The sequence below is a fragment of the Bacillus sp. 7705b genome (genome assembly GCF_002289525.1).
GTDB lineage: Bacteria > Bacillota > Bacilli > Bacillales > Bacillaceae > Bacillus > Bacillus halotolerans.
The window spans coordinates 1-12,207 of the sequence record NZ_NSDH01000037.1; the positions used below are offsets into that span (position 1 = coordinate 1).

Genomic DNA, 12,207 nt, shown 5'->3' on the forward strand with positions numbered 1-12,207 from the left:
CGTTCAAAAAGCTTCTTAATCTAACTCGTTGATAAAAACAGGCTCTTAATATAGGGGCCTGTTTTTTTGCGTTCTCTGTATAAAACTCAATAAAAAACCCTACTCAACGTTCGAGTAGGGAGATGGTACAGGTAATAGAAAAAGATTTAACGCTTCAAAGGTTTCTTTACAAGTATAACATACTGGATTGACAATATGCGGTAATGTTATTTATTTCTTTTCAAACACACCTACATCTTATTAGGAAGCAAACTTTCACGAAATGTTAAAAATAATAGCCAACTCTACATGTGTCGTGTACCAACCGCCAAAAGCGCCACGCTAAACGGGAGTCAACCATGATCATTCCGACACTCTTCTTTTTTTAATTCATGACCAGCAGTAAACAAAAAGGATCATTCCTTTTCGTAAAGAATCATCCTTTTCTTCGTTCATTCAACAATCTTTATGTATTGTTGATTAATTAAAATAACAGCTGGTCCATCTACAAAAATTCCACCAACTTCAATTTTTTCATAAGACTGATCCTTATTAGAAGTAGGTTTCTTTAACTCGTGACTGTCGCAGTGGATATAGAAATTCTTAAAGATAAGAGGGGAGATTGATTGATTTTTTTCTAGAAATAATCAATTAGATATACCTAACACAATGAAAGCCCTACCTCTCTTCCATCCTTACGGCTCCTTGTCCGTGCCAGTGTGAATCAGGTACAAAAATCAAGCGATTATTTTTCGAATTTTTTGATAAAACTTCAAATGTTCGTAGAAGAAATGTAAATCATAAAAATGGATTAGATTGTAGGTATAACAAAAGAGGTTAATGTTCTAAAAGTAAGTTGAACGTCTTTGAAATGATTTACTTTTAATCATGATATTCCCGAAAAATTCAGAATGTTTTTGGAATGTAATATCAACCTTAACAGAAGCTTTTTATTTGATTTTCAGTGATTCCTTTAATTACTTCCAGTTCACTGATCAAAAATTCATATGCATTATCCAACATTTTTTTTTCGCTTGAATTAAGTGTTTTTTCTTTCTTCATACGCATTAAATCACGTACGACTTCAGCACCTTCGAGTATTTCACCCGTTTTTATTTTGTTCGTGTTTACTTGATACCTTTGTTTCCACGGCAGTAACCTATCTGATTCTCCATGCTGAAAAATGTGTATAATGCGTTTTAATGCAAGTATATCAGTAACTGGTCGTATACTTGAACTCAATATTTTTCGTGTTGGAATCATAACTGTCATATTACTGATTGACATTTTTATGACATAATACTGTTGTTTTTCATCTAAAAATTCTTTTTCTTCTATGGCTTCAATTATACCTGCTCCGTGCATTGGATAAACAATGTTATCGCCAATTTGAAACATATTATCCACCTCCATGTATGGTAACCTTCTTAAGCTTACCATACATGGAGGTGGATAATCAAAATATTTAATAATAACATGATAATATTTTTGTTGTCAATAACTTTTTTTAATAAATCAGATCAAGCAAAAACAATACGGAACGTGTATTATTTCCAATAAAGGAAAGGTCAATTGGTCCGTGTATATCCTGAAACCTCGACTAATTAACATAGATCAGTTTTTCGTTTTAGCTATGAGACTTCTTCGGCTTTGTCAATTCGAAACTATGTTGCACCATATCACCTAGAGTTTCTTTCGAGAGGGCACCATCTAAAATAATGGTATTCCAGTGGTCTTTATTCATATGATAACCGGGTTTCACTTCCTTATAGATGCTGCGCAGAAAATTGGCGCGCTCAGGTTCGCATTTAAGATTGATGCATAGATGACCATCTAGATTAAAGATAAGCGCAAACAACTTTTTATTACCTTTGTGACGCATCACAGTCCATCCTTCACCAAAAGGGTAGTCTTTATAGGTGTCTGGATAAGACAGGCAGTAATCAATTATTTCATTCAGAGTCATAATAAGCCACCGCCATTATAATTTATGAGTATAGATAAATGAGCCAATGATTCCAAGATCATTATATATCAAAGTAAAATCTGTTTTAATCGTTTTGACTATTAGGTGTTAATATAAGAACGTCATGAAGTTACTTCTGTATGATCTGAATAAGGTTGCCGCATGTATCGTCGAAGACAGCTATTGTGACTTCTCCCATTATGGTCGGCTCCATAGTGAACTTCACGCCTTTTTCCATTAATCGTGTGTACTCTTTTCTTATATCTGTAACGCCAAACATTGTTGCTGGGAAGCCCTCGGCGAATATCTTCTTTTGATACTCCTTAGCAGCAGGATGTTCATTTGGTTCGAGTGAAAGTTCGGTTCCATCTTGATCATCTTGAGAAACAAGTGTTATCCACCTGAATTTCCCCATAGGAACGTCTTCCTTTTTTACAAACCCCAGCTTTTCTGTATAAAACTCCAGTGCCTTGTCTTGGTCTTGTACGAATATACTGGTAACAATGATTTTCATACTGTTTTTGCCTCCTTTGATATTTATGACGCATGATACTGGCTGCAAGCAAAACAACCCACACATTTGTCAGAAGTCCTGTTCCGACTTTTTTCAAAGTGTCTTATGTATATTATATGAAACAAACGTATTTCTCCATGAATTATGCAAATCGTGCACTCAACATTTTTGGAGTGTAAGAAACTGTCCAAATTATACGTTGCCAATTTATTGTCGCAGGAAACCTGATCGATTCTTTAGAAAATATGAAAGAGCTTAGGAACAATTTTTAAATTCTTTGAAGCTGCAAGGAAAAACGTAAAGCATTGCAATGTCACATATGAATATAATGTGGTTATTTACTATTATGTAAATTTATGTCTAAATAGTAAGTGGTGATAAATATTATTGATAGCTGCGTTTTGACTGCATATTTTTTCAGGTTTTACTCACACTGATGATGTCTATAGTTGTTATACTAGTGGCTGCTAAAGATTCCCCTGGAGATAATGTCATTTCATTTGATGAGCCTATGATCTTAATGATATCCATTGGGATCGTTGTATTTTTATTCATCCCTCCATTAGCCATGTCCTTTTTTGGTAACATGGTTGTAAGAATAATATCTGGAGTATATCAATGTTTTATCGTTTTCACTTTTCTGGGGATGATTCCAATTGGATTTCTTATTCCCAATGGCTTTTCGACCATTCTTGTTTCTGTTTTAGGAACGTTAGTCAGCATAATTAGTGTTGTAGTAACCTTATTAATTGATAGGAATAAAGAAGTTAAATCTTAATAGAATAGTTGCTTTTATTGAAAAGCTTTATCCCTAATGTCGAGGAAAGAGGCCTTCCATTGATCACCAACATGATCGTGATAAAATGCTGTTCCTTTGCCAGAGAACTCATTGTCATGCAAACCAGCAACAGTCTCCAATGCTTTTCTTAGCTTTATCATTTGATTTTTCAAATTCTTTATAATCTTTTGCTCGATTTTAAGCTTCAGATAACAAAGAATCTGCTTCAAATCCTTTCATTGGTCCAATCTTTTCTATGAGTTTATATCCTAATGTTACTATTAATTATTTATATTAGAATATAATAAGTTTACATCCTATTTATTACATAGAAAGATTGGAGTTAAAAATGAAAAAAAGTAAGTTTTTTTTAGCAATTATTTGTTCTGCTGCACTGCTAGTTTTTTTAGCATGGTTTATTTATGCTGGCACCCACCAACCTCCTATATTGAAGGGTAATTCAAAAGATGGAAAATGGAGTGTTATCTATTCTCCTGAAAAAGACATAGATCTTGCAAGGCAAGACTTATGGGCGGTTCATATTACATGGAAAAGGGATTCTGAGTTTTCAATAAAAGAGGTTGTGTTTAAAGAAAACGGTGTTGTTGAGGCATCAGGTGACGCAACAGATGAACCTAAGAATGCAAAAGAAATAGCAGTAGCAATAATGGCAGATCCACCAAATACGAATAATGATTATACAGTAGAAGTTACTTGGCAAGAGAATGGGAAAACACAAAAAGACATTATACAAGTAAATAAAGAAATCAAACGGTCATTTGTTATTCCTAATGTAATAAAAAGAATTTTAAGTTTAGGATAAAGCTAAAATACTCTCATAGGAATAGAAAAATATTATTACATCAAGTATAAGCGTTTGCTTTTATCTTGTTTCATCTTAATTTTTCACCTTAACTGAGGGTTGTTCCTAAGTAAACATCAATGATACCAAGGGCTTTGACTGCCTTGGTATTTTTTTGTGCTTGTTTTGAAATTGTCTACTGCCGGACTTACCTAACCTGTAAGTCATTTAAACGGTCAGCAGTTTCTCTTTGTTTGTTGGGGAAACATAAACATCTATTGTCGTTGTTATAATAGCTTGTCCGAGTCTTTTTTTATTGTTGCATAAACTTCGTCTTAAGCTTAATCTATGAATACATAATAAAGACGAACCTATATCATTGCTGATAGGAGAATAAAACAAATACCGTGATGTCAAAAATACCAATTAAGGGGAAGGGGATGAAAAAAAATCAAGAGCGTAATATCTAAATGGGTGAAGAGCCTAAAAAATTTTAGAGGAAAGTACGATCAAGCCGGTGAATCTAACGTAATGAAAAAACAAACTGTTTGGAAAAGAGGGGGTCCTGATGACAAATAGCAGAACGAATCCTAAGGTTGATGAATTTTTAAGTAAAGCTGAAAAGTGGAAGGAAGAATATGAGCGGTTGAGAAATATCGTTCTTGACTGTGAGCTGACTGAAGATTTTAAGTGGATGCATCCTTGTTATACGTTTCATAAAAAAAACGTCGTTTTAATACATGGATTTAAAGAATATTGTGCGCTTCTGTTTCACAAAGGCGCCTTGTTACAGGATCCTCATGGGATTCTCATCCAACAAACGGAGAATGTACAGGCGGCGCGCCAAATTCGGTTCACCAATGTTCAGGAAATAGCTGAAATGGAACCCATCTTGAAAGCTTATATTAATGAAGCCATTGAAGTTGAAAAAGCCGGTTTGGAAGTGAATGTTAAAAAGAATACGGAATACATCATTCCAGAAGAACTTCAACATAAATTCGATGAAATCCCTGCCTTGAAAACGGCTTTTGAAGCATTGACCCCGGGACGGCAAAGAGCATACATTCTTTATTTTTCTCAAGCCAAACAATCCAAAACTCGAGAGTCAAGGGTTGAAAAATATATGAAGAAAATTCTCGATGGAAAGGGATTAAAGGATTAGTATATTCGTCAGGAAGGCATTTTGCTAAGTGAATTTCTATGAAACTGTCATGAAAGAAGCATTGAAGGGTGAAGGCAACCGTGATACCAAGAATTATGAGTCCCTTGGTATTTCTTGTGTCAGAAAAAAATACAGAGGGGCGGTTCAATGCATGAAAGAACCGTCCCTTATTTTGTTTGGCATTTTCGTTAGAATAAAACGATTACTGATTAATGAATAGCCATTATGTCAATGAGGCGTTTTATTTTTTCACTGTCTCCTGTATCAACGTGCACTGTTTTTGCATTTTTTATTATATCCTCAGTCACGTCCCGCATTACGCCTTTACTTACATCATCAGAGGAATCCCAGCGTAAAGGAACATTGTATACTTTAATGTTGCCATCGCCATTACCGCTATAAGTTACTGATCCATCCACTAAACGAGAGCCTGCTAACTGGATAACATCTTCCGGATAGCCAGCACTGGTGTCATCATTCGGATTGATTGGTTCGTCAGCCGAAATATGTCGAACATTCAGTTCATCTATCTCTTGATTTGCTCCAAGCTGCAACCAAACTCTGGCATATTCGATTTGCTCAGAAGAATATTCCGCCAATACATTGTCTTTTTCGCTGTTCGCCTCGTTTTTTGCTCCTTCTGAAGAGGTTTCTTGTGATTCATCTGTTGAGGATTCTTTTGAAGCATTTTCATTTGAATCATTTGTTGCGGATTCTTTTGATCCTGTTGTTGTCTCTGATTCATCCTTGCTTATTTGGTTGCTATCGTCAGTCTCATTATTATTTTCTTCAGATTGTAAAGCAGAATCATTATTTGATTTTTCTTCCTTACCGCCCGTACATCCAACGAGCAATAAGACGAGCAGCATCAGGACAACATTGCAATAAAAAATATTTCTCAGTTTCTTCATTATTTCATCCCTCACCATTATCAACAGCCTTACATGCTTTCTTAGCTTAATCAGTTTTTTATAATCTTTTTTTCGGTTTTCAGCTTCAGATAACAAAGACTTAGCTTCAAATCCCATCATTGTCCAATCCTTTCAGTTAGTTATATCTAAATATTACCATGGAATAGATATGAAAGTTCGAAAAAATTGTTCAAGGAGAGGTAACGAATGTTAGCTCAATCGAATAAATCTAGACAGCTTTTTGAAATGATGGCCACACTGTATGCGGGTGACTTCATTGAGGAATCCCCTATCTTATCTTTGTGGTCTAGAAACTGCGAAAATAAAAAAACACTTTCTCTTTACATGAAGCAGACTATATTGAATGCTTTTTATTTTTGTCATCATGTGGTGATGTACTAGAGTGTGTGAATATGCGGTCTAATATTTGTTCTGTAAATGGCATAAAGGCATTAAGGATTATTCCTCCTAAACAAACGGTTAATAAAGTCCCTACGCCAACTGGCCCATTTAAAATCATTGCAACTATCAAGAATACGACATAAATGAACGTTCTCGAAAAAAAGATATTTGTTCTAGTTAAGTCTTTAATGATTAATGTTAATCGGTCAACTGGAATTGGTGCAAAATTTGTGTGCAAATAGGTTGCAGTTCCTAATCCTATAACGACTAAGCCGATTCCAAAACAAATCACTTTGCTGAACCATAGGTCAGGTGTTATCAAATTGTGCAATAAAAAAAGCCACATATCAATCCCAATCCCCGTTAGAAATGCTGTTAACATCCCCAAAACTTCCGGTCTTTGTCTATTTAAAATTGAATTACAGCATATCAATATGAACGCTATTATGATTTCCCAGCTTCCCACTGTAAGCCCCACATTTTTAGACAGTCCTACCACAACTGCATCAAAGGGTGAAGTTCCAAGGTCTGATTGGATAGTGAAGGAAATACCAAGGGTTAAAATGAAAATTCCTAATACATAAAAAGTATATTTCACTTTACTCGACCTCTTTTTTGTTATTTTTATTGCAAATACAACAAAGTTAAGATATATTCAATATAAGTCATTTATGTTGTATTTGCAACAAAGATATGCACTAAGGAGGTCATGATGAAGGAAATTCTTCGCGAAATCGGAATGATTGCCAGGGCATTAGATTCGATAAGCAATATAGAATTTAAAGAATATAACCTCACAAAAGGGCAGTATTTGTACCTTGTCCGAATATGTGAAAACCCAGGAATCATTCAAGAAAAGTTAGCTGAAATGATTAAAGTAGACCGAACAACCGCAGCTCGTGCGATAAAAAAACTCGAAATAAACGGTTTTATTGAAAAGATGGATGATGAACATAACAAAAAGATAAAAAAACTCTTTCCAACAGAAAAAGGGAAAGATGTGTTTCCCGTTATAAAAAGAGAAAATGATCATTCGAATAGTGTCGCATTAGCGGGGTTTTCTGAAAAAGAAGAAGAAACCATTTTTCACCTTCTTCAAAGAATGAGAAAAAATGTAGAAGTTGACTGGGAATATGTAAAAAAAGGGAACAAGAGAGATTATTAATTTTAAAAGGAGCATATATGAGCATGAGTGTAAAACTAAAAAAGTGCAGCCTTGAAGATTTAAAAATACTCCAAGAAATAAGTATTGAAACATTCAATGATACATTCAAAGACCATAATTCACCTGAAAATATGAAAGCTTATTTGGAAAGTGCGTTTCATTCTAAACAGTTGGAAAAGGAATTATCTAATATCTCTTCACAATTCTTTTTTGTTTATTTTAATCATGAAGTCGCTGGATATTTAAAGGTCAATACCAATGAGGCTCAATCTGAAGAAATGGGTGATGAATCACTAGAAATCGAGAGGATTTATATCAAGAACAAATTTCAAAAACATGGCCTTGGTAAATACCTGTTCAATAAAGCTGTGGAAATTGCGCAGGAATCTAAGAAAAAGAAAATCTGGCTAGGCGTATGGGGAAAAAATGAAAATGCTATTGCTTTTTATGAGAAAATGGGGTTTGTTCAAACTGGAGCCCACTCTTTTTATATGGGTGATGAAGAACAAATAGACTTTATCATGATCAAAACACTCGTATAACTTTTTATGAAAGGCGGGTTTATATGCATATTCCAAAATACTATAAGGTAACAAATGTCGATGACATTTGGGACTTTGTTCAAAACAACTCATTTGGCACAATTGTCACGACAGCCCAAGGGAAACCAATTGCAACTCATTTGCCATTGCAGTTAATGAAAGAGGGAGATACTTACTATATAACGGGGCATATTGCTTATGGGAATCCTCAATGGAGAACATTTGAAACCTGTGAAGATGTGCTTGTTATGTTTCAGGGACCGCACGCTTATATCTCTTCCTCTTGGTATGAAAAGGAAAATGTCCCAACGTGGAACTATCAAGCCGTACATGTATACGGTACAGCCAGCATTTTGAACGAAGAAGAGTTAAAACATGACCTGACAATGTTGCTGCAAAAATACGAAAAGAACCGTGAAAATCCTGTTTTATGGGATAAGCTTTCTCCTCAGCTCTTAGAAAGCCAGCTGAAAGGTATTGTCGGATTTAAGATGAAGGTGGAAGAAATTCAGGCTTCATATAAATTAAGTCAGAACCGAAATGAAAAGGATTATATGAATATCATTGATCAATTACGAAATGAAGGAAATCCAAATTCAAAGCAAATGGCAGAACTGATGGAAAAGAGATTAAAAGATTAAATATAAGTCCACTTTTATTAGCGAACTTTGGAATGCGTGGTACTGCACAAATTTTTGATTCTGCAGAGCCTTCAACTCGTGTGAAAGTTCAAGGAACACTTGCTGTTTTTAGCAGAGGCTTCTGGCGGGCTCTTTCGGTTTTCTAATCACAATTCATAAAAACTTATAGAAATGACGGAAAATGAATATACGGAGTGTAATGAAAATAAGCTTTCAGAATGAGGGCTTGTTAGTGAATAACCCGTGAAGGTTCAAGTCATCTCGGCCGCATCCCAATGATACCAAGGGTTTAACTGCCTTTGGTATTATTTTTTTATGCAGAAAATACAGCTATGAGAGACTTTTTACTAAAACTAACCAGTTATCATTTATAGTGATATATGGAAAATCAACAAATCAACCGAGGATGAATTTTGTTCTATAAAGGAGATTCCCATGGAAGAAGTAAAAGTTGTGTATGCGTTGATTAAAAGTAAATGTAATCAGATATTAATGGTGGATAATCATGAAGGACACTGGTCACTTCCAGGTGGAAGAGTTGAACCTGATGAGACGTTAATAGAAGCTGCTATACGTGAAGTGTATGAAGAAACAGGTTTTGAAGTAGAAATAGGGAATTTAATTGCTGTTAACGAAGCGAAATATGTAAAGAGGAATCATCACACAATCCTTTTTACATTTGAAGCACGAATTGTTGGAGGAACCGAAGCGATTAAAAAGCCAAACGAGATATTGCAAATTGAATGGGTTGACATTGAACAGGCAAATGAACGAATGCCGTATTACTCAGAAGGACTTAATAAAATGCTGACAGGATACGCCCTATATAATAATCAAGGAACAATATGGTAATGGCAGTAATCGTCAGGTTAGTTTAGGTCAAGTTGCAAACAAAAGAAACAAAACAGTGGGGAACAAATGCTTCCCCCTGTTTTGTACGTTACTTAGCTGATATTTTCTTTAATTGTTTTGGAAAATGTGATTGATTTATTCTCGCTAACAAATGTTGAGCCTAAAAGGAGTGCGCCACCTAGCATTTGAACAATGGTCATTTGTTCTTGCAGGATAATGGCAGAAATTAATATAGCTACAAATGGATCGACATAGCTTAGCATAGCAATACTCTGTCCTTTTAATTTTTGCATACCCGAGAAAAATAACCAAAATCCAATCCCAATGTTTACAATCCCTAAAATGATGATAAAAGGAACGGATGATCCAGATACTCCAAAGATACCGAATCCTTCGGTGAAAAACACATATGGCAAGAGCAATAATGCTGTTAATCCAAGTTGGATGATTGTAATCTCCAACCTGCCCATGCGGTGTATAAATTTATTTAGTAACATCAATGCAGCGTAAAATGCAGCCGCAACTAATCCAAAAAAGATCCCAAGCAGATCGTCTGTTCCAGATGCACTTATGCCATTTCCAACAATCAATAACATGCCTATGATCGCTACACCAATACAAACCATTTTTTTGACAGATAATTGTTCCTTAAGAACAAATGGTGAGAGAATCATGACAAACACAGGTGCAAAGTAATACCCTAGTGTTGCATTAGTAAGTGTTGCATTAGTAAGTGTTGTATGATCGTACGATTGATAAAGAAAGATCCAATTCCCTCCTAATGCAATACCAGAAAGAAATAAGATGTAAGCATTCGCTTTCACTAATTTCCATGGAATGGTTTTCTTCATCATGATAAACACGACTATTAAAAATAGACATCCAATTGAACTGCTTAGTAAAGCTGTTTCACTCGAAGATAAATCAATGTATCTTACAACTAAACCCATTGTGCCGAAAATGATCATTGATAATATAAACTGAATCTTAGATTTCATTGTCTACTCCTTCGAATCTGCGAAACAGCTTATATTTCGCAGATTCTTAATCTGTTTTAAATATAAGCTTATTCACTGCTGATTCAACAGCTGGAGTAAACGGCGGTGGCGGTGAAGTAGAAAATGGCTTCCAAGTGTATAGATTTGTATTTGAGAGTAGCATGTTAATCCCCCTATTTATATTAATTTTTTAAAAAGTTTTGATATTGCGAAAAAGTTGGTTCTAGATAGATTATACATGAAACCTTATAAATGTTTTATATTAATTGTGACTTCCTGGTAATTCATAAAATAACAGATTTAGAGGTAATATCTCTACTCGAAACACCACACAAAAGGAACTCTTATCGCAGAATGATTCTGCTAAGGCCCTTTATCTTATTTACTTTTACTTATACGGTAAATCTATTTTTAGCGAATAAGCCTTAAAGAAAAGACTTATTGTTCTGTCGGCATTAATGTCATCAAGTACGATAACTTCTGTCAGGGAAGTTATATAATAGGCTATATCAATTGTGATCGGAGTGTGATTGGATGCAAACGAAGAAAGTTTATCTTTATGTATGTAATACAATGTCAGATTGGGAATATGGATATTTAATCGCTGAACTAAACTCAGGAAGATATTTCAAAAAAGATGCAGTACCTTTAAAAGTAGTTACAGTAGGAGTTAATCAAGAAATGATTACTACAATGGGAGGTCTGAGCATAAAACCAGATATTTCCGTTGGTGAGTGCACTCTTGAGAGTAAAGATCTTCTCATTTTACCTGGAGCGAATACTTGGGGAGAAGATATTCATCAGCCTATCTTGAAAATTGTTGGCGAAGCTTTAGAGCTTGGCACTATTGTTGCTGCAATTTGCGGTGCAACGGAGGGCCTCGCCAATATGGGATACCTAGATTCCAGAAAGCATACTAGCAATGACTTAGAGTATCTTAAAATGGTCTGTCCTCATTATAAAGGAGAAACGTTTTATGAGGTGGGGCCTGCGGTATCTGGTGAGAATTTGATTACTGCGTCAGGAGTAGCTCCTCTGGAATTTGCGATGGAAGTATTGAAAACATTAGATGTATTTGCGCCAGATACATTACATTCATGGTATAACCTCAATAAGACACATCAGCCTGAATACTTCTACGAATTAATGAATTCAATAGAGAGATGAGCGAATCATTCAACTGAGTTTTATATACTTGAGACGATGACAAACATGTTTTAACAATACTCAGAAGTGATGTTGTAATGAAAACAAGCTTTCATAAAACAAAGCAATGTTGAGGGCTTAGTTTAAGTATAGTAAAGGGAAAAAGCTTAATCTTTTTGGGAGATTAGGCTTTTTTTCTAAAGTCTAATATTGGCTTTCGGATATACATGTATTCATTCATAACAGTTTGGTATAAAACCGTCTTCAGCAGATTTTAGGGATTTCTATTTTCTCGAGTTAGTTCGTTTAGGATTTAGGCCGTATTTGTGAATAGGTAAATGAAAGATTT

15 protein-coding genes and 2 pseudogenes are annotated in these 12,207 nt (G+C 34.9%); 9 read left to right on the top strand and 8 right to left on the bottom strand.

The genetic code is table 11. From position 1 onward, the window contains the following. Positions 1–431: 431 nt before the first annotated feature. From CJU60_RS22075 to CJU60_RS14735, 4 genes are all read right to left on the bottom strand, one after another. Positions 432–572, bottom strand: coding sequence for a BC1881 family protein (locus CJU60_RS22075; protein ID WP_095714192.1), 141 nt, complete (start codon positions 570–572; stop codon positions 432–434). Positions 573–915: 343 nt separating this feature from the next. Then, entirely contained in the window at positions 916–1,377 is a 462-nt protein-coding gene (locus CJU60_RS14725; protein WP_024120328.1) for a CarD family transcriptional regulator, read from the bottom strand. Between the two features lie 229 nt (positions 1,378–1,606). Next, positions 1,607–1,945 (bottom strand): MmcQ/YjbR family DNA-binding protein, encoded by a 339-nt coding sequence (locus tag CJU60_RS14730; protein WP_024120329.1) that lies wholly within the window; start codon positions 1,943–1,945, stop codon positions 1,607–1,609. Between the two features lie 130 nt (positions 1,946–2,075). Then, positions 2,076–2,459 (bottom strand): VOC family protein, encoded by a 384-nt coding sequence (locus CJU60_RS14735; protein WP_095714154.1) that lies wholly within the window; start codon positions 2,457–2,459, stop codon positions 2,076–2,078. 89 nt (positions 2,460–2,548) lie between these two features. On the opposite strand from CJU60_RS14735, the pseudogene CJU60_RS14740 reads away from it, so the two are divergent. Both CJU60_RS14740 and CJU60_RS14745 read left to right on the top strand, forming a co-directional pair. Further along, positions 2,549–2,745 (top strand): annotated as a pseudogene (locus CJU60_RS14740) (tetratricopeptide repeat protein); the annotation flags it as partial. Between the two features lie 150 nt (positions 2,746–2,895). Next, a complete protein-coding gene (locus CJU60_RS14745) occupies positions 2,896–3,237 on the top strand; it encodes a hypothetical protein (protein WP_095714155.1) in 342 nt (113 codons plus the stop codon). Positions 3,238–3,293: 56 nt separating this feature from the next. Here the strand turns inward: CJU60_RS14745 and CJU60_RS21890 are convergent. Beyond that, positions 3,294–3,477 (bottom strand): annotated as a pseudogene (locus CJU60_RS21890) (T7SS effector LXG polymorphic toxin); the annotation flags it as partial. A 109-nt stretch (positions 3,478–3,586) separates the two neighbouring features. Between CJU60_RS21890 and CJU60_RS14755 the strand changes: the two are divergent. Further along, a complete protein-coding gene (locus CJU60_RS14755) occupies positions 3,587–4,060 on the top strand; it encodes a hypothetical protein (protein WP_024120332.1) in 474 nt (157 codons plus the stop codon). Between the two features lie 547 nt (positions 4,061–4,607). Beyond that, positions 4,608–5,201, top strand: coding sequence for a YdeI/OmpD-associated family protein (locus CJU60_RS14760; protein WP_095714156.1), 594 nt, complete (start codon positions 4,608–4,610; stop codon positions 5,199–5,201). A gap of 209 nt (positions 5,202–5,410) precedes the next feature. On the opposite strand, the gene CJU60_RS14770 is transcribed toward CJU60_RS14760, so the two are convergent. Further along, positions 5,411–6,112, bottom strand: a complete 702-nt coding sequence (locus CJU60_RS14770) for a hypothetical protein (protein WP_095714193.1) — start codon at positions 6,110–6,112, stop codon at positions 5,411–5,413. Positions 6,113–6,467: 355 nt separating this feature from the next. Continuing rightward, on the bottom strand, positions 6,468–7,112 hold the full coding sequence (locus tag CJU60_RS14775; RefSeq protein WP_095714158.1) for a YczE/YyaS/YitT family protein: 645 nt from the start codon (positions 7,110–7,112) through the stop codon (positions 6,468–6,470). A gap of 114 nt (positions 7,113–7,226) precedes the next feature. On the opposite strand from CJU60_RS14775, the gene CJU60_RS14780 reads away from it, so the two are divergent. The 4 genes from CJU60_RS14780 (at position 7,227) to CJU60_RS14795 (ending at position 9,714) form a co-directional block, all read left to right on the top strand. Continuing rightward, the gene (locus CJU60_RS14780) at positions 7,227–7,679 is read left to right on the top strand and encodes a MarR family winged helix-turn-helix transcriptional regulator (RefSeq protein ID WP_095714159.1); all 453 of its coding nucleotides are present in this window, start codon (positions 7,227–7,229) and stop codon (positions 7,677–7,679) included. A gap of 23 nt (positions 7,680–7,702) precedes the next feature. Beyond that, positions 7,703–8,221: a spermidine/spermine N(1)-acetyltransferase gene (gene paiA, locus CJU60_RS14785; RefSeq protein ID WP_095714160.1), complete on the top strand. Its 519-nt coding sequence runs from the start codon at positions 7,703–7,705 to the stop codon at positions 8,219–8,221. Positions 8,222–8,244: 23 nt separating this feature from the next. Further along, entirely contained in the window at positions 8,245–8,862 is a 618-nt protein-coding gene (locus CJU60_RS14790; RefSeq protein ID WP_095714161.1) for an FMN-binding negative transcriptional regulator, read from the top strand. A gap of 435 nt (positions 8,863–9,297) precedes the next feature. Further along, entirely contained in the window at positions 9,298–9,714 is a 417-nt protein-coding gene (locus CJU60_RS14795) for an NUDIX hydrolase (RefSeq protein WP_095714162.1), read from the top strand. A gap of 92 nt (positions 9,715–9,806) precedes the next feature. Here the strand turns inward: CJU60_RS14795 and CJU60_RS14800 are convergent, their stop codons facing one another. After that, positions 9,807–10,712 carry a DMT family transporter gene (locus CJU60_RS14800; protein ID WP_095714163.1) on the bottom strand — a complete coding sequence of 302 codons (906 nt, stop codon included), beginning with the start codon at positions 10,710–10,712 and terminating at the stop codon, positions 9,807–9,809. A gap of 534 nt (positions 10,713–11,246) precedes the next feature. Here CJU60_RS14800 and CJU60_RS14805 point away from each other — a divergent pair. Beyond that, complete coding sequence (locus CJU60_RS14805; RefSeq protein WP_095714164.1) at positions 11,247–11,879, top strand: type 1 glutamine amidotransferase family protein; 633 nt, start codon at positions 11,247–11,249, stop codon at positions 11,877–11,879. The last annotated feature ends 328 nt before the right edge of the window (positions 11,880–12,207 follow it).

What these genes read in the sequence shown, in the direction of transcription:
- CJU60_RS14760 (WP_095714156.1), top strand. Translation starts at nt 4,608, where the DNA reads ATGACAAATAGCAGAACGAATCCTAAGGTTGATGAATTTTTAAGTAAA.
- CJU60_RS14745 (WP_095714155.1), top strand. Translation starts at nt 2,896, where the DNA reads ATGATGTCTATAGTTGTTATACTAGTGGCTGCTAAAGATTCCCCTGGA.
- CJU60_RS14780 (WP_095714159.1), top strand. Translation starts at nt 7,227, where the DNA reads ATGAAGGAAATTCTTCGCGAAATCGGAATGATTGCCAGGGCATTAGAT.
- CJU60_RS14725 (WP_024120328.1), bottom strand. Translation starts at nt 1,377, where the DNA reads ATGTTTCAAATTGGCGATAACATTGTTTATCCAATGCACGGAGCAGGT.
- CJU60_RS14755 (WP_024120332.1), top strand. Translation starts at nt 3,587, where the DNA reads ATGAAAAAAAGTAAGTTTTTTTTAGCAATTATTTGTTCTGCTGCACTG.
- CJU60_RS14805 (WP_095714164.1), top strand. Translation starts at nt 11,247, where the DNA reads ATGCAAACGAAGAAAGTTTATCTTTATGTATGTAATACAATGTCAGAT.
- CJU60_RS14730 (WP_024120329.1), bottom strand. Translation starts at nt 1,945, where the DNA reads ATGACTCTGAATGAAATAATTGATTACTGCCTGTCTTATCCAGACACC.
- CJU60_RS14770 (WP_095714193.1), bottom strand. Translation starts at nt 6,112, where the DNA reads ATGAAGAAACTGAGAAATATTTTTTATTGCAATGTTGTCCTGATGCTG.
- CJU60_RS14795 (WP_095714162.1), top strand. Translation starts at nt 9,298, where the DNA reads ATGGAAGAAGTAAAAGTTGTGTATGCGTTGATTAAAAGTAAATGTAAT.
- CJU60_RS14800 (WP_095714163.1), bottom strand. Translation starts at nt 10,712, where the DNA reads ATGAAATCTAAGATTCAGTTTATATTATCAATGATCATTTTCGGCACA.
- CJU60_RS14790 (WP_095714161.1), top strand. Translation starts at nt 8,245, where the DNA reads ATGCATATTCCAAAATACTATAAGGTAACAAATGTCGATGACATTTGG.
- paiA (WP_095714160.1), top strand. Translation starts at nt 7,703, where the DNA reads ATGAGTGTAAAACTAAAAAAGTGCAGCCTTGAAGATTTAAAAATACTC.
- CJU60_RS14735 (WP_095714154.1), bottom strand. Translation starts at nt 2,459, where the DNA reads ATGAAAATCATTGTTACCAGTATATTCGTACAAGACCAAGACAAGGCA.